Genomic DNA, 24,322 nt, shown 5'->3' on the forward strand with positions numbered 1-24,322 from the left:
TAAGCTGAAGTGCTCATTTTGGCGTGCGCAAAGCGCACGCCAAAATGAGCGTTTTCGAGTGCCGCGCAACGCGCGGCACTCGAAAACGCCCTTAACCCGAACTCAGGTTAATTAAAATGGGGTCTCAGTTTTTAGATGAATCCATTTGCCAGAGTGGGGATGCTGAAAACGCAATTCTCTGGCATGTAGGTGGAGTCTTTTGTCAAGTGAGGATGTTCCATAGAGGCGATCGCCCAAAATAGGTGCCCCTAGCCCTTCTGGATGGGCGGCATGAACTCGTAGTTGATGGGTACGCCCCGTGAGGGGGATGAATTCTACACGAGTTGTTGTTGCATCCTGTCTAATAATTTGGACATGGGTAACACTGGGTTTTCCACGTTCCACATCAACTTTTTGGTAGGGGCGATCGCTCGGATCCGCCCATAAGGGTAACTCAATCACATTCTTCTCGGCTTCGGGATGGCCTACAAGTAGGGCTTCGTATACTTTGTGAACCTGCCGCTGCTGAAACTGTCGGCTGAGATGACGATAGGTGTCCAAATCACGGGCTAACAGGAGAATGCCAGAGGTATCCTGGTCGAGGCGATGGACTGGAATCAGACCCATTCCCTCGCATAATTGGAGACGGCTGAGGACGCTATCCTGGCGATCGCTGCTTCGCCCTGGCACAGATAACAATCCAGCCGGTTTATTGATAGCGATTAACCATTCATCCGTATATATCGTGTGAAGGGATTGGTTGGCATCACGACTTTTCTCACCTGTGATCGCCGCCATGAAGGAGCCCTTTCCAGATAGCCCGGATAATAAAAATCCCATCAATGGCTGGCATCGTTCCGCACAGGCTCCATAAAACTCTCCCTGCACTTTGTCTCCGTTGGATGTCGACGGCCCCCACCAAAACTCCGCCATTGATAGCGGTTTATAACCTTGAATTGCCGCGTAATGTAAAAGTTTTGGGGCACAGCAATCACCTGTTCCGGTAGGAATTGCCCCGTGGGTGATCACATCCTGCAAGGTTAAGGATTGACCGGCAAAATTCGTGAGGCGGTAGACGGCATGCATCTGGGCTTGCAGCTGCTGGGATAAGGCTTTGCGCTCGTGTTTTAATTCCCGAATGCGGGCATCGGCTGCTTCGATGGTGAGCTTGAGCGATCGCAATGCTTCATCCCGTTGCCGTTTAAGGTTGCGTCGTTCAATACCGTCCCGGCGGCTCTGGTCATCCAAATGGTTAAGGGCGATCGCCAGGGCTTCACCATCTAGAGTGTCGAGTGCGATCTGCCGTTGCTGCTGCCGTTCCAGCTTTCTCGGGTGCTGCTGCTGCGATAGCTGCTGTAACTGAGTTGCAAATTCCTCAACTAGCCCTGCATACTGCTGTCGTTCTGGCAGATGTTGGAGGGTCAACAAATGCTGCTTAATCGTTTCCAATTGGCTCAGGGTACGGGCTTCTTCCTGAGCAACGTGTTCGCGTCCTGGAATGGGAGGCAGCCAGCCTGCTACCTGGCTCTCGCCATTCAACAGCCCAGAAAATGCCTTTAGGACTTGAAGTCCCGTTGGCGTTTCAACAAGCAGCACCCCATACATTTTGCCCTCGCGAGAGTAGCGGGGGTCGTCCGCAAGCTGTTGCATGAGTTCGTGAGCGATCGCCTCTACCAACGCCGTTCGTGGCAACCGCAACAACGTGCCTCGATAGGGACAACGCCCTTCATACCAGTAGGAAGAATGGCTGCTGACCCGCTCACCATCATGCTCCCATCTCAAAAGTGTCTGAAACTCAACCATGCTGGATGCCTGAATCCACGCGTGATCCCCCACGCATGCGTACTTGATAGATACAGCCTTAGCTGCACTCATTCTATTCAGGACTTACACAAGCCCGCTATCCATAGTGCATTTGTGTTGTGGGTGGGGTGCGAAGCACCCCACCTACAACACAAATGCATAAGTCCTGTTATTGATACATCACCGAGAATCTTGTACAAAATAAAACCCGGACTTTGTGTGGAAAGCACGGCTCCCCTGTGCTGCCACACAAAAATCCGGGTTTTATGGGATTCGTTATCCTGGCCTCAAAAAGAGAGCTGAATTTTGCAAGAGCGTGGGCGTAAAGTCCACGCTCTCCTGGGGTGTGGCGCGATCGCCGTAACCTATAACCGGCTCACCCAGTCACCAGAAACCCAACCACCATTATTCAGCTGAACCCAGTTTCCAGATGTGCGCCCATTGAGGGTAATCCGTGTGCCATTGGCATACTCGCCGATGACGCTGCCACCGGGCGAACTCCGGACCAGTAAGGGGTTTCCATTCGTCGTGACGACCGCAGTCGCATCAGGTCCGCCAACACCGCCATCACTACCACCACTGGTGGAGATCCAGTTGGCCGAGATCCAGGTGCCATTGGTCCGTTGTACCCACTCACCACTGCGGCGACCGCTCAGCTCGACCCGAGAACCACTCGGTAAGGTACCGATAACGGCTCCACCCGGCGAACTGCGTACATTCAACGGTGTCCCATTGGTGCTTACAAACGCGGTCGAGGCATCACCACCCTGATCCGGGGGTGGGGTCGTGCCACCACCACTCGTGGAAATCCAAGTGCCGGAGATCCAAGTGCCGTTGGTGCGTTGTACCCATTCGCCACTCCGACGACCGCTCAGCTCGATCTGCGAACCATTGGGTAGTGTCCCAATGACGGCTCCACCGGGCGAACTGCGTACATTCAGCGGCGTCCCATTGGTCCGCACGAAGGCTGTGCTAGCATCGCTGCCGGTGCCGCCACCACTGCTGCCGCCGCTACTACCACCGCTGCCGCTGGTTGAGAGCCAGTTGCTAGAAATCCATGTACTGTTGGTCCGTTGTGCCCATTCGCCACTGCGGCGACCTGTTAACTCAACCTGTGCCCCATTGGGCAGGGTTCCTACTACAGCGCCGTCCGGTGAACTGCGCACATTCAGCGGGCTACCATTAGTGCGTACAAAGGCAACTGAAGCATCACTTCCACTGCTTTGGGGACCAATAAACTGGCTGGCCACCCAAGTACCGTTGCTCCGTTGGGTCCAACTGCCACTCTGTCGGCCGCTGAGCTCAATCACGCTCCCGTTGGGTAAACTGCCAACAATCGCCCCTCCTGGAGAACTGCGCACGTTCAGTGGGGTGCCGTTGGTTCTGACCGTAGCCTGGGAAGCACTGGCTGGACTGGGCGCTGCTGCTGGTGCAGCCGAGGTGCGTGCTGCTGGGGCGGGAGGGGCAGCCGGTCTGGGGGACTGAGCTGTAGCAGGAGCCGATCTGGGCGATGCTGAGGCCGCTGGGCTCGGAGATGCTGGAGCAGCCGGGCTGGGCGACGCTGATGCTGCGGGGGCAGGCGATGCTGGAGCAGCCGGGCTGGGCGACGCTGATGCCGCAGGGGCAGGCGACGCTGGTGCTGCGGGGGCAGGCGACGCTGGAGCAGCCGGGCTGGGCGACGCTGATGCCGCAGGGGCAGGCGAGGGCGACGCAGGTGGAGTGAACTGGATATACTGAGCCTGCACCCAGGTACCATCAGTCCGTTCTAGAAACCCGTTTTGTTCTCGGCCTGTCAGTTCAACCTGAGTCCCATTGGCTAAACGGCCTGCTACTTCACCCCCCGGAGATTTCCGGAAATTCAGGGGGTTGCCCCCTGTGCTGACATAGCCTACCCGTGTCGAACCTCCCTGGGCTGCACTAGGGCTGGGATTTGTGGCAACCGCAGTATCGTTTTTGGGGGTCGTCGCGGCGGTACGACCTGGAGGAGTATCATGAACGAATCGTGCAGCTACCCAGGTACCATCGGTGCGTTCTAGCCAGCCGTTGCTGCTGCGCCCGGTTAATCGTAACTCTCCGCCATTGGGTACTGTACTGATGACACCACCATTGGGAGAACTCCGCACATTGAGTGGAGCTCCGTTAGTGCGGGCATAGGCGACGAAAGTGTTGCCGCTTTGAGGTGCTGCCTGGGCTGTACCACCCGCCGGTGTGGTTCTCTGAGCTGTGTTGCCCTGGGGCGCTGCTTGGGGCGAGCCGCTCTTGGGAGCAGCAGCTTGATCCATCGGTGGCTGCACATATTGCGCCATAACCCAGGTGCCATCGGCTCGTTCTAGCCAGCCATCTCGGGCGCGCCCGGTCAATTGCAAGGTAGAGCCGTTGGGAAGTGTGCCGACGATTGGCCCATCAGGTGCCTTACGTACGTTGAGGGTTGCGCCCCCCGTTTGGACAACGCCGGTAACGGCTGCGATCGCCTCTTGCTGCACTCCCGTCACTAGTAGAGTGATCACTAATGTGGAGGTCGCAATCCACGCAGAGCTAGGGATTTCCCAATCAGCCAGGAGCGGTCGCAACTCTGGTACAGGATCGTTGCTTTCGTAGGCAACGGCATTGTGGATATAGGCGAGGGACTCCATGATGCTTTACCTCATCAAAATTAAAGCGGTCAACGTGGGCATCAGAGACGAAAATCTGGCAGACGGCTCGTCAGATTCGTTTACCTAGAATAATAACGACAAAATTGGCGATCGCTAAACAAAATTACCGGGTTTCAATATCATGCAATTGCACCCCAAAAGTTTCCTTTGCCGGGTTTATTTTTTCCACAACTGATCATACGTATCAGGTGATAGCTCTGCCCCCTTTCTGATCACATCCCGATCCTTCAACTCACATTTATTTGGGGTTAAGGCAGGGAACGAGAGACAGTGTAAAGTGCTATCCCCCTACTACTGCCCTAGTCTATATAAATAGGGCGATGAGCTTTCCTCAAAATCTATCCTGATCCGGACGTAATTAGAGCAAAAACCTTAACTTAAATCTGGGTAAGCATTAAGAAATGGGACAAGAACACTTGTTTTTTCTTAACTCCCTGCCTTTCAGGCGCAAAATTCTACCCTTGATTAACCTTACAGGCTCGGCACTGAAACGGATCGGTTTTAGAGGTAATGGCTTGAAATTAACTTTGGTAGTAGTTTTTGGGGCGATCGGTTAAAGCGCATGTTCTAAACTTTCAGGCTACCGTCCAGTCGATTACATTTTAAGGTTCTAAAGGTACTCACCTATATATGGCCGGAAAGAGTCTTAAAACAGCACCAATGTCTTTTCAATCTAAAGAAGCGCCTAATATTCTATGCCCTTCTTAGGTGGATGTAGAATATTAGGCGTCTCTTCACATCGAAGTGATATGAGATGATCCACGACATCAATAAAAAGCTCGTTTCAAGGATCGCAAAGAGCCAAGGTAAATCGAGCAAAAGACTTGCTTCTATTGCTAGCGTAAATTAGCAAAAAAAGAGTCAAAATCTACTAAATCTAGCGATCGCATCAACGGCTCCAGCACGGAGGTAATCTGACGCATCCATAACCCTTTCCGATCTGGTGCGGTACGGCATAAACGCAAGCCTACGCTGCCTGCTTAACTACCGCATGGCTTGGGTGTTTATCCTTATATAGCAATGTGCAAGTGCGTTAAGTACAGCAACGGTGATGTGGGGCACGAAGTGCCCCACATCACCGTACTTAACCAACGTGCACAGCGCTATATATCAATTTCGATCACAAGCGGGCAGTGATCCGAAGCTTTGGGGTTACGGTGGCCCACGCCTTTAAATCGAGCTTCCTTAATTTTCGTCGCTCGTCCAGGCATCCCTCGCCGTTCGATTTCGGGCAATGCTGTAGGGTTAGCCTTTGCTAGAGAGCGTGACAGGAGTAGATAGTCGAGCTGGTTGTAGGTGTCATGCTCAGCAAAGTAATGGGTCCACCGCTCGGCTGATGGGAGTCGATTCAGCACATTTTCGAGCCAGGGTTGGCTGAGTAGAGGTTCCAGGCCTTTGGAAGGGAGGTAGTCATTCAGATCTCCTAATACCACCCAGGCTGCCTCCCCTGGATCGGGGCCAAACCGCTCCTGCAAAATCTCCACGACCCGTTTTGCTTGGGTTTGACGAATCGCCATGGTGCTGTCTCGGTTCTCTGCCATGGATTTGAAATGATTGACGAAAATCGTCAATGTTTTGCCGTGGGGTAGGCAAATTTCCACCTCCAGGCAATCCCGTGAGAAAATATGAGCTCCCTCGGGGGTGCGGTCAAATTGATGGGTGCGAATGGCTCCTAAAGGAAAACGGCTGACAATGCCGACATCAATCTGCCGTGGATCATTCCCATCAATAACAAGAGGATAGGGATAGCCCTCCGCAGGCATCCAGAGGGTAAATTGCTTTAAAAAAAGCCGTAAGGTTGGTAGGTTCTCAATTTCCTGCAACCCTAAGATGTCAGCTCGAATAGCACCCATGGCCTCGGCTGTGATGCGGTGGCGAGGTTCCGAGAAAGGGGCGTAGCGAGTTTCATCACTCGTCCAACTGGGCTGAGTCGGGGCAATGGGGAGAACCTGATCCCGAAACCGAAAGCGGGCAAATAAATTCTCAGCGTTAAACGTTCCAATGCGGACACGCATACCGCAGGGCTCCTATGAGAGGAATGGGCATTCTCGAAACCCAAAATCCCGGCTTTACCAGCGTTTTGTGTGGCAAAGTCGGGATTCTAGGCCGTTACAATGCCAAATTACTCGGGACGATCGCTCATCACGTCGCGCGTTTCAAACCCGGCGCTACCGTTTACGGTGCCCAGCTTTTGCCGGACATCGTCAATGGCATCATTCAGTTGGGCAATCTTATCCTCCAAACCCCGACGGGCGGCCTCAATGCTTTGGGGCGTGGGAGGGGTTGCTCCCTTCTCGATGGGGCGTTTCAGGGCGCGACGAGCCAGGACATCGGTCTTGGCCTGAAGTTTTTGCTTCGGTAACCGAGAGGCTGTGAGTACACCGAGTACGCCGCCGACGGCTCCGCCAACGACGGCTCCCAGGATAAACCCGCCTAAAAAGTTGTCTTGCTGACTCATGCTCCTCTCCTGATAAACGAGCGGTGGAGGGATATCATCCATTCCACAGCTTACAGCAGTTTCAAAGGCTTTGCGGTGAACAGTAACGGTTTATCACGTCCCAAAGGTGCGATCGCCTGCATCCCCTAGCCCTGGCACGATAAAGCCCCGGTCATTCAGCCCCTCATCAATGGCAGCCGAATAAATAATGACTTCGGGATAACGTCCACCTAGTAATTGCAATGCGTTAGGAGCGGCCACCACAGATATGATGCGCACCATAGAGGGGTCGATTCCCCGTTCGGTCAGCTCAGACATCACGGCTACGATGGTGCCCCCCGTTGCCAGCATTGGTTCTGGAATAAGGATACGGGTTTCGGGCGCAAAGGCTTTAGGGAGACGATTGAGATAACAGAGGGGTTGAAGGGTTTCTTCATCCCGAGACAACCCGATATGGTAAATGGATGACAGCGGCAGAAGTGCCTGTGCTCCTTCCATCAAGGCTAATCCAGCCCGCAGAATGGGCACCAGCGCAACGGGCACTTCCGGGTTGATGAAGGTCGCCGGGCAAGGGGCCAGGGGGGTATTGATTTCGGTACTGACAGTGGGGAGCCAATCACGGATGGCTTCGTAGGTGAGCCAGCGGCCCAATTCGGTCATAGCACTGCGAAACAGTACCGAGGGAGTAGTTTCATCTCGCACAACTCCCAGCCAGTGCTGAATCAATGGGTGGGTGGGAACATGAACACGCAGTTGCAAAGCCATAAGTCAGGGGCGATCGCGTAAAACGATAACGGAATAACAGCACCGATAGGTAGCGCCCTGTAGTAGGGCACCAGGTAAACGCTTCGCCGATCAACACTCAGTCAGAAGCCGTCTCAAAAAGCGTAGCCAAACGTTGATTTTACGTGGGTCTACCTCACGGGAAAGCAACGCTTCAAATCTCCTCAAAGTGTACCATTTTAGATAGATCAACGCTGCCAGCAGAGTTTTCTATCATGGCTCGCAAACAACGGTTTCCTTATCTTGTTGGTTCGAAATGGACGTCTCGCCAGGAAACTTGGGGGTGGCGACATTTTCAGGTGGTGAACCGTAAAAACGAAGGCTCCTGGGTGTTTGCGGAGATGGTCGCTGCCTGTGATCCATCGGTGCGGTTTTGGGTGAGTGCCAAGCAATTAAAAGACGCTAGTCTCTGGCAGGCGGGATGGAAGTCTCTGCAGGAGCAAGCAGGTTCTGAGATGCCTTTGTAGCGATCGCCAACTTCAATCAACTGCCTGCGTGAATTGTTGCGCGGCTTTGCCGCGCAACAATTCACTTCCTTAAAAACCGACTTATGCAGGAGGTCCAATAATTTCAGTTCGAGTGAAGAGTATTTTCGAGTGCCACGCAATGCGCAACTAAACCGAGATTTCTTGTTGTCGTAACTTCGCCCCCACAATGAAAAACTTGGGTTTTAGCGGTTGTGTTCTGTACTGAGACCGCTCCGATACGAAGGCGGAATTCGTATCGGACTTCAATCGTTTGGTTAACCTCAGTTCGGGTTAAGGGCTTTTTCGAGTGCCGCGCGAAGCGCGGCACTCGAAAAAGCCCATTATTGCGTGCGCATCGCGCACGCAATAATGGGCGGTTCGGCTTATCCCGAACTGACGTTTGGTTACGACAAAAGGAGAGCCTGGAGCCAAGTCCCAGGCTCTCCTGATCACTTAACACGTAGCTCGAGTGGGCTATTGCGAATGGCGATCGCCATTCGCCATGCTCCCAGATGTCACCCGAGGCTGCAACATTGCCTTAAGCAAAATAGTCCGCCACAGTCAATGCACCTCGGGTCAAATCTCCGGCTTTAAAGACCATATTGTTCATGTTGATCACTAAGTCTTGCCCACCATTGAAGGCTTTATCGAAGTTGTTAACTGCTAGATACGTCTGCTGATTCCATTGGAAGAAGATGGCATGTTTGGCAACGGCAGTTTGTTTACCTGGTTGTTTGAAGTTGCGATCTTCAAAGGCTAAACCAACTGCTGCCCGTAAGCTATCTGCAGTTAATGTTCCAGCATTAAACAAGGCACTCGGCTGATCGGTTAGGACACCCACAGAAAAGCTGAGCCGGAAACGATCGCCTTCGGTCTGATCGAAATCTACAACTTGGTCCGGTTGGGTAACAACTGAGTCTGAGAAGATCGTCTCATTTAGGTTAGGAGTCGCAAATTGGAATGTATCTGCTCCCGCGCCTCCTGCCAGAAGATCTTGGCCAATATCTCCCTCCAGGAAGTCGTTACCCTCCCGTCCATACAAAGAGTCTCGGCCTGTGCTGCCAAGGATACTGTCGTTGCCGAGCCCACCAGACAGATAGTCGTTGCCTTGGCCTCCGTCAACACTGTCATCCCCATCTTCCCCGAATACAAGGTCATCCTGGGTTCCGCTTAACAGCGTATCGTTGTCATCGCCGCCGAACAGGGTGTCTGTCCCTTGAGCCCCAAGGATAAGGTCACTTCCGGCTCGTCCAAACAGGCGATCGAGACCTCGGCTGCCATTCAGGCTGTCACTGCCGGCACCACCATCCAGCACATCATTCCCCAATCTTCCATTGAGGCGATCGCTTCCGGCCTCTCCTGAAATGCGGTCGTTGCCTGTGTCGCCGCTAGCGGTATCGTCTCCGTCACCGCATTCAAACACATCATCGCCAAAGCCACCTTTCAGGAAGTCATTTCCGAGGCCACCTAAGATGCGGTCGTTACCATCTCCGCCATTGATCGTATCCAGGCCTGTGCCACCGTTTAAGAAGTCATTGCCCTCCAACCCACGGAGGCGATCGTTTCCAGAGGCACCGCGCAGGCGATCGTTGCCCTCATTGCCGATCAACTGGTCATCAGCAAGACCTCCGTTGAGGAAGTCATCACCCAGGCCACCAAAGATGGTGTCTGTGCCACCATTGCCTCGTAGGGTGTCGTTTCCTGCCTGCCCACGTAGCGTGTCATTGCCATTATCGCCAGCGAGCAAATCGTTGCTGGTACCCCCATCCAAAATATCGTCGTCGTCACCACCGGCTAAGACATCCTCACCGTCATCCCCTAATAGTTGATCCTGGCCATCACCACCCTGCAAGCGGTCTGCATTATCACCACCCCGCAACAGGTCGTTTCCAATATCTCCACTGAGGAAATCATTACCTATACCCCCAAAGATGCTGTCGGTACCGCCGCCCCCAAAGAGGGTATCGGTACCACTTCCACCATTGAGGAAGTCGTTGCCGCCGCCGCCCCGGCCAAGATCGCTGCCAGCCTGACCAAACAGGCGGTCATTTCCGGCATTACCATCTAGGGTGTCATTGCCACCGCCCCCAAACACACGGTCTGTGCCCTCGTTACCAAAGAGCCTATCCTCATTAGCGCCCCCATTCAGGAAGTCATTGCCCAACTCTCCATTCAGGGTGTCATTACCATTGCCGCCCTCGAGACGGTCGTTGCCTAAACCACCTCGACCAATATCATTGCCATTGGCACCCAGCAGACGGTCGTTACCTATGGCACCCGTAAGAATGTCACGTCCGTCACCGCCATTCAGGGTGTCATTGGCTGCGCCCCCATTCAGGGTGTCATTGCCTGAACCCCCGATGAGTAGGTCGGGACAACCCAACCCTAGCAGTACGTCATTACCACCAAATCCTCGGATGGTGTCGATGATACCAGTGGCTCCAACCAGGCGGTTTGCGCGGCTATTGCCAAGAATGGGAGTGCCAACGACGCAACCACCATCTTCATCAACCACGGTAGTGGTATCGGTGGCTACGTTGTTGGCAGGGTTGCTATCTACAAGACCGGGGGGGAGGTCTGCCCGGCCAGATACCGTGAGGGTTGTATTCTCAGGGGTTCCGGCAGCGACAGTTGCGGTGACCGTGTAGGTGACGGTAGATCCGGCGTTCAGGTTAACCAGGTTGTCAATTTGGTTGCCAGTGCCACTGGAGGCACCAGGGAAGGTAACGCCAGCACCGCCCTGTGCCTGCCAGGTAATGTTGGTAAGTTCGGGAGGGAGGAGGGAGGTAAACGACGCACCTCGAACGTCTAGATTTGGATCGGTGTTACGTACCTGAAGCGTAAAGGTAATTTGCTGCCCAGCCCGTACAGTTGGTGGCAGGTCAGTCCCCGCAATGACTTCCAGGTTAATCTGCTGTGTTGGAGTAGGTAGGCTACCGAAATCATTCAGATCATTTGTAAGTGCACCGCCTCCCTGTATTTGGACAGTTCTTGGGGCACCAACAATAGCGCCAGTTGTTTCGTCTATTTCATAGACCTGACGGACGGTTTGGTTATTGATGGTAGCTGTAGAGCTGATGTAGAGATTGCCATCTTCCCCAAAACCTAAAGCACCAATCCCCTGCGAACCCACCTCAGTCAAGGCTGAGCCAATTGGTTGTGCCTCTAACGTGGGCAACGTGGCCAGGTTGACTCTATAGAGCTGTACAGCAGCGTTGCCAGCTACTAAAGAGGTGACAAATAGTTGGTTGGGATTTTGTGGGTTAAAGGCCATGTCACCGCTGCCATTGGGAAGACCTGTGATAGCCCCCAGTGGTGTGACAATACCTGTATTACTGTTAATGGTATAGAGAGTTGACCCACCCGTTGCATTTGCAATTGCATAAATCGTTCCATCGCTTGACTGGGCCATCTTGAGAACATCGCCAATCCCCGAACCCGTTGGGATGGTTGCAAGAATGGTCGTCACCCCAGCGGGGTCAGTTGCTGACGGAACCCAGTAACCAATACGGCGTGGTGGGTCTGGGTTATTACCGAGGCCAGCACTTGGTTGATTTTCAATGAAGTATAAACGGCCTTCGTTGTTTTGAATGACACGAGCGATCGCAAAGGTTCCAATGTTATCTGATCCTCCATTCCTGGTGTCGATTAACTGGCCTCTTTGTAGCGCGTTACCCGTTTCGGTATCGATTTCGTAAATCGTGGTGGCGGTATTAGTGCCACCGCCTGAGATGGCAGCACCATATAGTAAGTTGGGTATGGCTAAAACCAGCACGGCTGGGTATGCTTCCCGAGCCTGGGCTGAAAATGCGAGAGGGGTGCGAATGGAACCGGTGCGGTAGGCCAGGTCCCAGGTTCCCCCGAGGAGGGCCGAGCCAGTGGGAGTGGTGGAGGCGGCGATCGCGGCTCCAGTCAACTCCGATACGGCATTAACGAACTGTTGTCCTTCCAGGGTTTGGGCAACATTGCAGCCGTACAGGAAGATTTCGGCATTAGGAGCTAGAGCTTTGGCCCAAGCCATAATGGATGGGGCGTAACGATTCAGGGTTATTCGATTTAGGGGGCTGTTCCCCAGGGCAAGGCTGCCAGATGAACCGTGAGAGACGATATGAAGCGTTTGGAGCCCAACTCGCTCGGCTAAAGCCAGGGAGATTTGCTCGACACCATCGAGGCTCGGGTCCAAATGAATCACATCAAAGCTATGAGAGACACCTGCCAGGAGCGTCTCATAGTTTTCTACACTCTGGTCCAGAATCAGCAGATGAGGGGAAGCTTGGGTAATCACGATAGACGCCTCAAAATTTAGATAGCGAGCAGGAAAGGTTTAGCAGGCGGCGTACAAGGGGGCAGAATTTGTATGCCGTCTGAGGAAACCTTGAAAAATCCAGAAAACTTTTCACGATTGAATGAGTAACTTTGGTGAAGGCGGTTACTCATAAAAACACACCCTGAAACGTCGTTATGATACAGCCTTGTTAGGCTGTAAAGGAATTTCTCGTTGCTCATGTTTGTCAAAAATTCAAGATCTCCGAGGTTTTTTTTGCAATTAATTTGCAAAATCTTATAGCGTAGATGTCCCCTCGTACACGCACCCCAAGAATGATTACTTTCTGTGTGAGGAAAGATGAAGCCATCTTCAAACTTTCACTGTTTAGTCAAACTTTAACAGTAAAAAATAAAAATCTCATAATTGGCTAAATTATTCTATTCATTTGATCTAAATACTTTTTGAATATTTGCTGAGCTCAGCTAATAGAAGTTTAGTAACGTTAGTTTTAGAATGCATCATCTCTCTTCCGGGCGATAAGTAGCTATTTATATTGCTAGTTGACACAATCCGGTCGGGAAAGCGGCGTTGCCTATCTCGTAAGGCTTCTCAAAGCTGAGGCTATATCAAAGCTCGCCCGAAAGACCCCGTGAGCAGATTTTATTTTTCCTTGTATGAAATGCTGAGGCAAGTATTTGGCGGCAAACTTAACCCCTTGCCTTGAGGGAAATAGCGACAAGTATGAGATTTTGGGCCATAACAACCCATTCAGTTTTTGGGAGCCTAATTTACTGTGCTATGGCCGACAAAAGTTTTTCTCCAGAATTGTCTCAGCCTATAGATTAGTATCTGGTAATGGAGGAGGAGAAGAAGAAAATACGGAGGGCCTTCCGGCTTCTTAACGTAAGAAGTATCGGGTGCATCCCAGTTTTGTTAATGTGGCGGGCTTCGCCCGCCACATTAACAAAACTGGGATTTCAATCTGCAAAAGTGGGATGTACCCGAAGTATCATTGTCGATACTTCTTTAAAGGAAGATCGTTGCTTTGCCTGAAGAGTCAGTGAATCTGTAGTGACGGTTTTCATGAAAGCTTAGGCTTTGCATGTGAAGATCGTTTTGTTTGGGGGAAGACGAAGCGTTCTGCATCTTCAAGCATCAGTAAACTTCAGCCATCAGGTACGAGGGACTGTTTTAAGAGTTCTTTTTTCGTGTGTTTCGCACATAAAAATAACCCTTCGAGGGATGGTGCTTGCTAAAATTTCTCCCTTAAAAGCTTCAGTACACGATGGTCTAGATTGGCTCACGTCTTGCTAGTGGCACGTTAGTTAGCACGTCAGGAGGGCTGGAAGCATTACTCTTACTCGCTCCTAATGTTTTAACTAACCTCAGTTCAGGGCACTTCAGCATAGAAGCTTAGGATCACAAATAAAACAACCTGTAACTCTTTTTTGGAGTGACGGCTTCGCCGTCACTCCAAAAAAGAGTTACAGGTTATTAAATGCACGACCCCTAGCGGGTTGGACGGCGACGTTGCAGAAACTCAGGAATATCCAAGCTAGGTTTGCCGCCTACGGAAGGTGGTTGAGGTAGCGGTGTTGTTCCCATTGGGGTTGTCGGCAGTCGCTTCAACGTTGAAACTTTGTTCGCGGAATTAGCCGCTGCTGCATCTGCCGCAAAGCCCGTTGCAATCACTGTAATCCGCACTTCACCCTGGAGGCGATCGTCAATCACGGCTCCGAAGATGATGTTGGCATTGGGGTCAACAGCTTCATAGATAATCTCTGCTGCTGCATTAACCTCATGGAGGGTTAAATCGCTTCCTCCAGTGATGTTGAATACAACTCCACGAGCTCCATCGATCGATGACTCAAGCAACGGAGACGAAATTGCCGTCATCGCTGCTTCACGGGCTCGGGATTTGCCGGAACCCATGCCAATGCCCATCAGCGCAGAGCCAGCATCCGCCATGACCGCACGCACGTCAGCAAAGTCAACGTTAACTAACCCGGGCACTGTAATGATGTCGGAAATCCCCTGTACCCCCTGACGCAGAATGTCATCGGCAACCCGGAATGCTTCCTGAACCGGAGTTTGCTCGGAGATAACGGTCAGCAATTTATCGTTAGGGATAATAATAAGCGTGTCAACCCGGCTTTGAAGGGCAGCAATTCCCTCTTCAGCCTGGCCTGTGCGCCGCTTTCCTTCAAATGTGAAGGGCCGGGTTACAACCCCTACCGTTAGAGCCCCTACTTCCTTGGCCACTTCTGCCACAATAGGTGCGGCTCCAGTTCCAGTACCACCACCCATACCGGCGGTAATGAAAACAAGATCTGCCTCTTCTAGCGCAGTTGCAATTTCATCGCGGGATTCTTCTGCTGCTTTTTGACCGATCGCTGGGTTCCCACCCGCGCCTAACCCGCGTGTCAGCTTTTGCCCAACTTGCAACCGATTTGTTGTGATGGAGTTGCTCAGTGCCTGAGCGTCAGTGTTAACTGTCCAAAATTCGATGCCAGACACATCGCTGGCAATCATTCGGTTAACGGCGTTGCATCCGCCACCACCGACCCCAATGACCTTAATTCTGGCTAGACTACTCGGCACAATATCGTTGCTCCTGGTTTCTTCCGACACAGTAGGATTATTCTCGCCGGATTGCCCCAAGTGTAGTGCAGAATTGGCACCCGAGTTCGCAAAAGGATTCGCAGTATTCATTGAACCGTTGTTATAAGGTTGGGGGGATGGCAGTTTAACCAAAATTCTTCTCTACCAATCTACTACTGAACGACCAGCAAGTTGAACGAATCGATACTAGCCTGTTTCTACACAAGGTTGGGAAAATCCGAATGACTCTATTTATAGAATGTTTTCTACATCAGTGTATTTTGAACTCATTTGCCTTTTTCAGGAGACTCATCATGACCTGATAAGGTCGCTAATCACCCAGCGATGGGCGTTTTGGCAATTGCGGTTCTAGATTTTAACCATATTAGGAGAACTTGTCTAGAAACACCAATAAAATTTGTTTGAAATATCTATCTATAGTCATGCATCTGCTTGCTCCACACCACCAGAAGTGGTCTAACCCCAAATTAAATTATCACCCTAATTGATACTGTAAGGACTTAAGTACAAGCGGAATGCGAAGTGTTTCACCCCACATTCCGCTTGTACTCAACCTGAGTTTGGGCTATAGGCTTTTTCAAGAGACACCCAAGGCGCGCCCCTTGAAAAAAACATTTTTGCGTGCGTAGGGTGAACGCAAAAATGGGCTGTTGGGATTATCCCGAATTGAGGTAACTCAACCAATTTGCCCGGTACTGCGTGCCCACCTGTATTTAGGGGAATGGGTAGGTGATTAGCGCATTTGCAGAATTGGGTCTTCGGGTCGACGTAGATCAATATAGTCAACCTGTCGCCCATTCATTTCTTTTGGCAATTGGCGCATCTGAGTAAGTGCTTGTAATTGCTGAGCTAAATACTTCGTCGACTGATAAACCCCCAGGTGTACCGATCCCAGTTCTGTTTTCAGAATTAAATTCGATGGGGATCGCCAGTCGAGCTCGCTAATGTGAACGGCATTGGGAGTGTTTTGCTGGTAGTAGGTGAGCTGGTTGTAAATCTCGACCCACTGCGTGCGATCGCTCCCCCTCATCCCAATCACCACTAAGGGTGGCATTTGTAGGGAAGAACTCAGCAGAGCATAGTCCTCCATGGGGATCCAGGCTCCTGTGGCATCAAGTAAGCCAGTTCCGTTGCTAGCAGGACTAGCGTTGGGAGCAGCAGGATCGGCGATATAGCCTTGAACGGCTGCTACAGGACGGCGCTCCTCAATATCTACCACAATGTTGGGAGGCCACAGGTGGCGAGTAACCGTCGCCTGCGCAATGGGGCCACTGATTTCCAGATTTTGGGCGATCGCCTCCGGTTGTACAGCCCACAAGGGTTTGGGGTACTCAAGACCCAATAAGGATCGAACTCGCTCGGGCGACAACAACTCATTGCCCTGAATGACGACCTGATCAGCACTTTGGACAATCCATATGGGAGACTGAATGACCCAGATAGCTCCACCTGCTAGCCCCATCACCACGACAGTGCGCCACAAACCCTGAATGGCTCGCATACGACGATGCCGCCGCAACTGACGCCGGCGATCGGCCAGAGTAGAACGGGAAATACGCGAAAAATCAGCCATGACGATGAGGAGGAATAGCCAGGATAGGCTCAGCAGGCACCCCTGATTCTACTGCGAATATCTGCGTCGGTCGAACGAACTCACCGAATACTGGCAATTCTCATGATGCGCTTCAAGCTTAGGAGGACATGCCTTCCCAAGCTTGAAGTCCCGAAACAGTCCACCGAAGGTGGACTGTTTCGGGACTTCATTTCAACCACAGATGCGTAGAACTAAGGAGGTTTCTGAGAAACAATATCCCCATTTTTTGGAAAAAGGACGCGGCGAAGCCGCGTCCTTTTTCCAAAAAATGGGGAAGTTCTTTTCTGGAAATCTCCTAAGTTAATGAAAACAAGCACCACATGGTGTGCAGCGCTTCATTTTTATCTTCAAAATCTACACAGTTTGATCGGATTGCAACCATTCATTCAAAAAACGGCCCCATCGCACGGCCAGTGTTGCGTCGGTGAATGGAATGCTGATAAATGTTTCAGGGAGCTGTAACCGAATTTCAGAACGGCGGCCTGTCGGACTTTCTGCGTCAAGGGCGATCGCTCCTCCATCCACCCAAACCTGCACGGATGAAATTTGCTGACGGGATAGCGTTTGCAAATTAATCGGCCCTTGGCGAGTCGGTTTACCCCAGGTAAGGGTATCTCCAGACTGGCCTAGGGCCGACAAAATATCGTATTTGGCCCGCTCAAAATCAGATGCCCAAACCTTGTAGGCTTCCAACTTTTGATACTCATTCCAGCCAGCCCAAGCTAACCAGAAAAAAAGAACGAGTAGTGGTAACCAGAGCAGGCCACGTTCCATAGTAAAAGAGGGGCTTAAGCACCACGCTTGAGGGCAGCTTCAACTTGCGCAAACTCCTTCTCCAGGCGTTGCTTGAGTTTTTCAGGTACAGGACGATTGGGGTAGGAGCTGTAGTGACCTGCCAGGGAGTTAAGGGCAGTACGCATGGTGGTGAATGAGGTCAGCTTTGCCAGAGAATCATCGCGGCGATAACGGGAGAAGAAATCGTTGATCAGCTGACGAGCTTCTGCCTGAGCCGCTACCTTTTGAGGGGTACTATCGGGAATGTTGATGGCCGTTCGCAGGCTTTCGATCACCATCAAGGAATCGTCGCGGTAGCTTCCCGTGAGATTGCTCGGATTCGAGCAGGCGGTTAGCCCGGTTAGGCTGACGACAAGCACTAGTACCAGGGCAAAAATACGAGAGAGCAATGATTTCATAAAACCTCGCGGTTGACTTTGACAGCGAAAAAACCCGGAAGGGCGTTGAGCATTATCTTATCTTGAATGGGGATCGCCCTTCTATCTCTCCAGAGAGGCAGAGGGAAGGGGGTTGTGCGATCGCCCTTCATTACAAGTTTTCTAATTTCTTAAGGAATCAAAGAGCTTTCAAGGAATCTGAATCCAGTGATTTAGCGTAGAAAATCTACGCTAAATCCTTGTTAAAGGAATCAACTATCACCCAGAATACGACCAACAATCCGCTGAGTGATTTGCATTCCTGTGACCGCTTGCCAACCAAACAATCCAACGAGGGCTACATTCAAACCGATATGGAAGCTTCGAGCCCAATCATTGCCCTTTTGCATAAAGGGGGTCAGCGCGGCGGACGTTGCCATCAGTCCTGTCATTCCCAGACCAGCAAGCAGGTGAGGCCCCATAAACAATTTGCCATTGTTGATGTAGGTGACACCCATACCGACCAGGGTGCCCAGCACCATGGTCGATAGCAGAATTGCTCCCAGCTGATGATGGCGAAAGCCAAACTTACCTTGAATCAGCTGCTTACGCACATCAGCCTCTGCAGAGCGAATCCGACGCGATTGCATACCCAGGTAAAAGGCATACAGGGTGAGAGCAAACAGCACCCACATCAAAATTGGATGAAAGAACTGGCTCCAGACTTTAACGGACTCCGGAAGGGCAACGCTCATACGTCTCTGCGGTTTCGGAAGATTTTAGATTCTTCATAAAACTTATCATAGAAAGGGTATACCTATTGGGCCACAACTTGGGTAGTTTTTGCGGCCTGAACGGCCTTACCTGCGCGGCAAAGGCACATACAACAATTAAGAAGGCTGGGTGTAGTGCATTGCGCTATACCCAGCCTTCTTGATCAACCCATACAGCGCCGTATAGCAGACTTGTGAAAAGCCCTTTGAAACTTAACGTTTCAAAGGGCTTCGAAGGATTACATGATGCATCCAAGATGTTCCTGACCGTGGGGCTCAATAGAATCCACAGTCAAAATCCCTTAAGCACCAGGGGCGAGGGGATCACTCATAGGAACTGTCTGCTCCTGTGCGGGGGGCTGTTGGACGATCAGCGGAGGCTCCGTGATAATGCCCACCAGCCGTTCACCTGCGAAGCAAAGAACCCCTGCTCCGTTGTTAATAGGGATTTGAAAAACATGCTGGGGACGGTTATCGGTCCGGTTCACAATTGTTTCAAACAACTGCTGTAGCAGCCGATTGTTAGACGCAATTTTGAGCGTATGCTGCTGACCCCCTTCCAGCAATAGTGTCAGGGAAACCTCGGCAGGAAGAGATGGTTGTGCGTCAGATGCCATAAAAAACCTCACAGTAACGGCACGACACACCCACACGGATGTGCCTAGTAAACCTTGCAACAGGGCTGCGCCAAATTCCGCGTAAAACCGCGATTAATGTAAAAAGTGGCGGAAGCCCGTAAAGATCATAGCCAATCCTAATTCGTTCGCTGCATCAATTGAGAGTTGATCCCGGAGACTGCCTCCCGGTTGGGCGATCGCCCCAATCCCCGCTGCTGCTGCCTCTCGCACAGAGTCGTCGAAGGGGAAGAAGCCGTCACTGGCTAACACGGCACCTTTTGCAAAATCGCCAGCCTGTTTGATGGCGAGCGCCACAGACCCTACCCGGTTCATCTGCCCAGCACCCACACCGCGAGTGGTGCGATCGTTCGTCACCACAATGGCATTAGATTTCACGTGCTTACAAACTTTCCAGGCAAATACCAGTTCAGCCCACTGAGCATCCGTTGGCTGCTTCTCCGTGACGACCTTCCACTGACTTGGGTCAATGATGGGATCATCAGCGGTTTGCACCAAAAATCCACCAGCAATAACTTTGACGGTGGTGGGTTCACCCTTCGCTAAGTCAGGCAGAACCAGTACCCGAACTTTGGATTTGGCAGCCAGGATTTTTTCAGCTTCAGGATCACAGGCTGGGGCAACAACGCACTCCAAAAAGGTTTCGGTGAGCTGCGAGGCGGTTGATGTGTCGATCGCCCGGTTCAGCGCCACAATGCCGCCAAAGGCCGAGGTGGCATCGGCTTCATAGGCCTTCTTGTAGGCTTCAGCGATGGTGCTGGCCTGGGCTACCCCGCAAGGATTGGTGTGTTTAATGATGACAGCGGCTGGGTCGTCGTTAAATTCCGCAACGATGCGTCGGGCGGCTTCTAAATCTACCAGATTGTTGTAGCTAAGTTCCTTGCCCTGGAGTTTGGTGGCGGCGGCCCAGCCACTGGTAGTTGCTCCTGTTTGATACCAGGTGGCAGGTTGGTGTGGGTTCTCGCCATAACGCAGTGCCTGGATTTGAGAACCGCTGAGGGTGAATTGAGCGGGAAGGGGAGCTTCAGGATCGGCGCTGAGGTAGGCGGCGATCGCCCGATCATACTCCGCCGTATGCTGGAACCCAGCTAACGCGCAGGCTTTGCGGAATTCAAAGGAAACTTGTCCGTTGCCCCGCTGCCACTCTTCCATATACGCATCGTATTGAGCCGGATTGCACAGCACGGTGACATGGGCAAAGTTCTTGGCGGATGCCCGCAGCATGGCGGGGCCACCAATATCGATTTGTTCTACCGCATCTGCCAGCGTGACCCCAGGTTTAGCAATGGTTTGTTCGAAGGGGTAGAGGTTGACAACGACTAGATCAATGGGTTGAATCTGATTGGTTTCTAGATCGGTGACATCTTGGGGAACGTCGCGCCGAGCCAAAATCCCACCATGGATCCGGGGATGTAACGTCTTTACCCGGCCACCCAAAATTTCTGGGGAACCCGTGTAGTCAGAAACCTTCGTAACCGGAATACCGGCATCTTTGAGAGTCTGGGCGGTGCCGCCACTGCTGACAATCCCATAGCCGCACTCATCAACCAGGCGACGAGCAAACTCCACCAGACCAGTTTTATCGGAAACGCTCAACAGGGCAAGACTCATGGGATTTTGGATGTAACGAAAAACAACAGGCGGTTGCCGATCTGTAGGCGGATGACAATGCCGCAACGTTCCATTATCGCATGGGATTAAACCCTGAAAAACTGAACTCTCAGGCTTGAAGCCCTAAAAGAAATGGCTGCTTCGCCGTTCTCTCCCTCAACGAAATGAATAGGCACACTCTTTCGTTAGGAGATAGGGCAAGAGTGAGTCCACAGCACTCACTCTCGCCCTATCTCCTAACGGAGCTTGAGTTCGGGTTAAAGGCTCTTGAACTTGTCCCGAATTGGGGTTAACGAAAATAGCTCTAGCTATATGATGCCTGTAGTGAAGTGTTCAGGAGGTACTGTTCTGTCTTTACGTGCGATTTCTATCCCTCCCCGCAACGGTCAGGCATCTCAGGGGCTTTTGATCGCTCTGCATGGATGGGGAGCCAGTGCCCAGGATGTTGCTGCCCTGGCAGATTATTTGGAGTTGCCGGAGTTCCAAATGATCTTCCCAGACGCACCGTTTCCCTTTCCCTTTGGTCCGGATGGGCGTGTGTGGTATAACTTTCCGCCCAATTACACCTTTACCTGTGAACCCTCGTTAGCTCAACAACCAGAGTTAGTGGAGAGCCGTCATATGTTGACGGAGTGGGTGCGATCGCTCTCCACCTCAACCGGAGTTCCCCTTGAGAAAACCATACTGGCTGGCTTTTCCCAGGGAGGAGCCATGACGATGGAAGTGGGACTTACACTCCCCCTCGCCGGGCTGATTGTCCTGAGCGGTTACCTCCATAGCCCGGTGCAACCCCTGGATTCACCTCCGCCCGTGTTTATGGTGCATGGACGGCAAGACTCTGTTGTACCGCTCCAGTCGGCCCAAACCAGCCGAGATATGTTGCAAGACTTGGGCGTTTCAGTGACCTATCAGGAACTGGAGGGGGGCCACGAGATCTCGCTGCGGGTGTTACAGCTTGTGCAAAACTTTACACGCCAGATCTTTCAGCCATCCGGCGGAACCGCTTAGGATAAGTAATGAGGATAGTAAAACAGATAGAATTCTAGGCAAAAGCCGGAAGACTATGCTGTCTCTTGCAATCGATGGGGAGGACCGGTGATGACGACGCTGAGCTTTTCCGAACAGGATGTAACTCACCTGACCGAGAAAGATGTAGCAGACCTGGCAGAGCGTTTGGAGCAGGATTCCTACAGCAGTCCCTTCGATTGCTTAAAGGATTGGCATTTATTGCGAGCGATCGCCTTTCAACGGCCGGAGCTCGCAGAGCCTTACTACTACCTGCTGGATATGGAAGCCTACGACGAATCGTGAGATTTGTCCCAATAAGGGCCACCCCAAAAGGGTGGCCCTTATTTTTTGGGCTACTCTTCGGACACTCTGGCTTGGGCTCGCCGCTCTTCCAACCGCATGACCAACTCGGCATGTACCTCGCGGGTGAGCGGGTAGAAGTAAGCCAGCACCAGGCCAATAATCAGGACAATGGCAGGAGCCGGGCCAACCATGAGGCGAATGGCAAACAAGGCCGATTCGGGTTGCACAGGTGGGGCCTCACCTGCAGCAGTTGTGATAAAGCCAGACTTTTCCAATACTTGCCCCACTAAAAACAGGCCTAGAGCCAGAGCCAGCTTTTGCAGCAGCACCATAAAGCTATAGAACACCCCCTCTCGGCGGTGGCCTGTTTGCCATTCATCCAATTCGATCACATCGGGAATCATCGACCAGGGAATTAGGTAGGCTGTGGAAACCCCAAAGCCAGCCATGATGGCCAGACCGTACATCCATCCCACTTGTCCCGGTTGGAGTAGAAAGAGTCCGATTTGTGCCACAATCCACAGCACCATTCCCATGAAATAAACTACTCGTTTGCCGACTCGGCGACTGACGGCACTCCAGACAAAGAGCATCAGTAAGCTGGTGACTTGCACTGCAATTACCACTTTAGTGAAGTCCTGATCGCCCAGACCCATCCAGTTCTTGACGAAGTAGGGAATGACTGTAACCGTGTTCTGTACCGCCAGCCAGGAGCAGAGGTAAATGCCGATCACAAATAGAAAGGCACGATTGCTAAAGGCGATTTTGATTTGTTCGGCAAAGGGAATGGATTCCGGTTGGGGCAGTTCCTGGCGCTCGCGCTCCACCTCCATAACCCGTTTTCGCACACCATAGACACACCAGTAGAGTGGTAATACCGACAGCACTGCTGAGATGCCCCCTATCCACAGGTACTGATTCACGGGGTTATCTTTGACCAGGGCGAAAACGCCTAGAGCGAGTACCAGGGAGAGAATACTGCCACCAATGGAGAAAGTGAATCGAAAACTGCTGAGGCTGGTGCGCTCGTCGTAATCCTGGGTGAGTTCGGCGGTCAGGGTTGTGTAGGGAAGATTAACGACGGTGTAGAAGGTGTTGAAGACGATAGCGATCGCCAGATAGTAGGCAACCAAACTCCATTGATTGACCGTGGGGTCAGCATTAAAGCGCGGCACAAGCCATTGCAAAAAGAAGAAGAGGCCAAAGGGAATGGCTCCCCATAACATCCAGGGAAGGCGACGACCCAGGCGGTTCTGGCTGCGATCGCTCAACCAACCCACCATGGGGTCGTTGACCGCATCCCAAACTTTGCTGATCATCAGTACGCTACCCGCAAGGCCGGGGTTCAATCCCGCTACACTCGTAAAAAAAATGAGCAAAAACACACCCAGCATGTTGGCAGTGATGGCAGGCCCCAAGTCTCCGGCCCCATAGGCTAACTTGGTTGCAAAGCTGAGTTTGTCAGAGGGGCGTTTACTTGCCACCACAGGGTTACCATCCATGCTGTAAAAGGTCAGGTCATCAGTCTAATACCGATTCGGCGTTGCTGATTCCATGATGATGTTCAAGAGTTGTATCATGCTCATCATCTTCACTAAGCTGCATCGTGGTATTCCGGTTTTAGCTGGAAAAAATCGTTGCCTGGTGCCATTATTCCTCTTTCCCTACTGCTGCTCCCATGCCCGATCTGTATGTCTCCTGGCCCGAGTACCACGAAACTATCGAGCAACTTGCCCTGAAAGTTTACGAGTCTCAGTGGCAATTTAATCAAATTGTGTGTCTGGCAAAGGGTGGGTTACGGGTTGGCGATATCCTGGCCCGCCTGTTTGATCAACCCCTTGCAGTACTATCGACTGCTTCCTACGGTGGCCCCAATAATCAGATTCGAGGTTCGGTAACGTTTTCTCAGGATCTCTCTAAAACCACGGCCAACTTGGGTAGCCATGTCTTGCTGGTAGACGACTTGGTAGACTCCGGGCATACCTTGAAGCGGAGTATCAGTTGGTTGCAAACCAAGTACGGGTTTTACGTTGATGAGATTCGTACGGCTGTCCTCTGGTATAAGGACTGCTCCATCATCAAGCCAGACTACTATGTCTCCTACTTGCCCGATGATCCATGGATTCACCAACCTTTCGAGAAATATGAGCAGACAACTCCAGCAGAGTTTTTTGCATCTCTCAAAACTTCGTCTAATTAATCGGAACTAGGGAACGCTTTAAAACCCGCTGACGG

18 protein-coding genes are annotated in these 24,322 nt (G+C 52.0%); 4 read left to right on the top strand and 14 right to left on the bottom strand.

What is annotated here, in order from left to right:
* Window positions 1-111: 111 nt before the first annotated feature.
* The 5 genes from NDI52_RS17490 to upp all read right to left on the bottom strand — a co-directional run bounded on the left by NDI52_RS17490 (window position 112) and on the right by upp (window position 7,638).
* Entirely contained in the window at window positions 112-1,782 is a 1,671-nt protein-coding gene (locus tag NDI52_RS17490) for a pseudouridine synthase (RefSeq protein ID WP_190789449.1), read from the bottom strand.
* A gap of 365 nt (window positions 1,783-2,147) precedes the next feature.
* Window positions 2,148-4,415, bottom strand: a complete 2,268-nt coding sequence (locus NDI52_RS17495) for an SH3 domain-containing protein (RefSeq protein ID WP_190771606.1) — start codon at window positions 4,413-4,415, stop codon at window positions 2,148-2,150.
* A gap of 1,124 nt (window positions 4,416-5,539) precedes the next feature.
* Window positions 5,540-6,451 (bottom strand): endonuclease/exonuclease/phosphatase family protein, encoded by a 912-nt coding sequence (locus NDI52_RS17500; protein ID WP_190771607.1) that lies wholly within the window; start codon window positions 6,449-6,451, stop codon window positions 5,540-5,542.
* A gap of 107 nt (window positions 6,452-6,558) precedes the next feature.
* Window positions 6,559-6,894 (bottom strand): hypothetical protein, encoded by a 336-nt coding sequence (locus tag NDI52_RS17505; RefSeq protein WP_190771608.1) that lies wholly within the window; start codon window positions 6,892-6,894, stop codon window positions 6,559-6,561.
* Window positions 6,895-6,987: 93 nt separating this feature from the next.
* The gene (gene upp / locus NDI52_RS17510; protein ID WP_190771609.1) at window positions 6,988-7,638 is read right to left on the bottom strand and encodes a uracil phosphoribosyltransferase; all 651 of its coding nucleotides are present in this window, start codon (window positions 7,636-7,638) and stop codon (window positions 6,988-6,990) included.
* 233 nt (window positions 7,639-7,871) lie between these two features.
* Here upp and NDI52_RS17515 point away from each other — a divergent pair, with 233 nt between their 5' ends.
* The gene (locus NDI52_RS17515; protein ID WP_190771610.1) at window positions 7,872-8,123 is read left to right on the top strand and encodes a TIGR02450 family Trp-rich protein; all 252 of its coding nucleotides are present in this window, start codon (window positions 7,872-7,874) and stop codon (window positions 8,121-8,123) included.
* Between the two features lie 538 nt (window positions 8,124-8,661).
* On the opposite strand, the gene NDI52_RS17520 is transcribed toward NDI52_RS17515, so the two are convergent.
* The 8 genes from NDI52_RS17520 to purH all read right to left on the bottom strand — a co-directional run bounded on the left by NDI52_RS17520 (window position 8,662) and on the right by purH (window position 20,776).
* The gene (locus NDI52_RS17520; protein ID WP_190771611.1) at window positions 8,662-12,408 is read right to left on the bottom strand and encodes a DUF4347 domain-containing protein; all 3,747 of its coding nucleotides are present in this window, start codon (window positions 12,406-12,408) and stop codon (window positions 8,662-8,664) included.
* A gap of 1,491 nt (window positions 12,409-13,899) precedes the next feature.
* Window positions 13,900-15,102: a cell division protein FtsZ gene (ftsZ, locus tag NDI52_RS17525; protein WP_190771612.1), complete on the bottom strand. Its 1,203-nt coding sequence runs from the start codon at window positions 15,100-15,102 to the stop codon at window positions 13,900-13,902.
* Between the two features lie 643 nt (window positions 15,103-15,745).
* Entirely contained in the window at window positions 15,746-16,585 is an 840-nt protein-coding gene (locus tag NDI52_RS17530; RefSeq protein WP_190771613.1) for an FtsQ-type POTRA domain-containing protein, read from the bottom strand.
* Between the two features lie 375 nt (window positions 16,586-16,960).
* Entirely contained in the window at window positions 16,961-17,380 is a 420-nt protein-coding gene (locus tag NDI52_RS17535) for a hypothetical protein (protein ID WP_190771614.1), read from the bottom strand.
* Between the two features lie 14 nt (window positions 17,381-17,394).
* Window positions 17,395-17,799 carry a photosystem II protein Psb27 gene (gene psb27, locus NDI52_RS17540; RefSeq protein ID WP_190771615.1) on the bottom strand — a complete coding sequence of 135 codons (405 nt, stop codon included), beginning with the start codon at window positions 17,797-17,799 and terminating at the stop codon, window positions 17,395-17,397.
* Between the two features lie 230 nt (window positions 17,800-18,029).
* A complete protein-coding gene (locus tag NDI52_RS17545; protein ID WP_190771616.1) occupies window positions 18,030-18,512 on the bottom strand; it encodes a DUF4079 domain-containing protein in 483 nt (160 codons plus the stop codon).
* 320 nt (window positions 18,513-18,832) lie between these two features.
* On the bottom strand, window positions 18,833-19,147 hold the full coding sequence (locus tag NDI52_RS17550) for a hypothetical protein (protein WP_190771617.1): 315 nt from the start codon (window positions 19,145-19,147) through the stop codon (window positions 18,833-18,835).
* Between the two features lie 93 nt (window positions 19,148-19,240).
* Entirely contained in the window at window positions 19,241-20,776 is a 1,536-nt protein-coding gene (gene purH / locus NDI52_RS17555; protein WP_190771618.1) for a bifunctional phosphoribosylaminoimidazolecarboxamide formyltransferase/IMP cyclohydrolase, read from the bottom strand.
* 267 nt (window positions 20,777-21,043) lie between these two features.
* On the opposite strand from purH, the gene NDI52_RS17560 reads away from it, so the two are divergent.
* Both NDI52_RS17560 and NDI52_RS17565 read left to right on the top strand, forming a co-directional pair.
* Window positions 21,044-21,784, top strand: coding sequence for a hypothetical protein (locus tag NDI52_RS17560; RefSeq protein WP_242035894.1), 741 nt, complete (start codon window positions 21,044-21,046; stop codon window positions 21,782-21,784).
* A 90-nt stretch (window positions 21,785-21,874) separates the two neighbouring features.
* A complete protein-coding gene (locus NDI52_RS17565; protein ID WP_190771619.1) occupies window positions 21,875-22,087 on the top strand; it encodes a DUF2555 domain-containing protein in 213 nt (70 codons plus the stop codon).
* 50 nt (window positions 22,088-22,137) lie between these two features.
* On the opposite strand, the gene NDI52_RS17570 is transcribed toward NDI52_RS17565, so the two are convergent.
* Window positions 22,138-23,589: an MFS transporter gene (locus NDI52_RS17570; RefSeq protein ID WP_190771620.1), complete on the bottom strand. Its 1,452-nt coding sequence runs from the start codon at window positions 23,587-23,589 to the stop codon at window positions 22,138-22,140.
* A 176-nt stretch (window positions 23,590-23,765) separates the two neighbouring features.
* On the opposite strand from NDI52_RS17570, the gene NDI52_RS17575 reads away from it, so the two are divergent.
* Window positions 23,766-24,287 (top strand): phosphoribosyltransferase family protein, encoded by a 522-nt coding sequence (locus tag NDI52_RS17575; RefSeq protein WP_190771621.1) that lies wholly within the window; start codon window positions 23,766-23,768, stop codon window positions 24,285-24,287.
* Window positions 24,288-24,322: the final 35 nt, after the last annotated feature.

This window comes from Leptolyngbya sp. PL-A3, from assembly GCF_039962325.1.
Lineage (GTDB): Bacteria > Cyanobacteriota > Cyanobacteriia > Elainellales > Elainellaceae > Vacuolonema.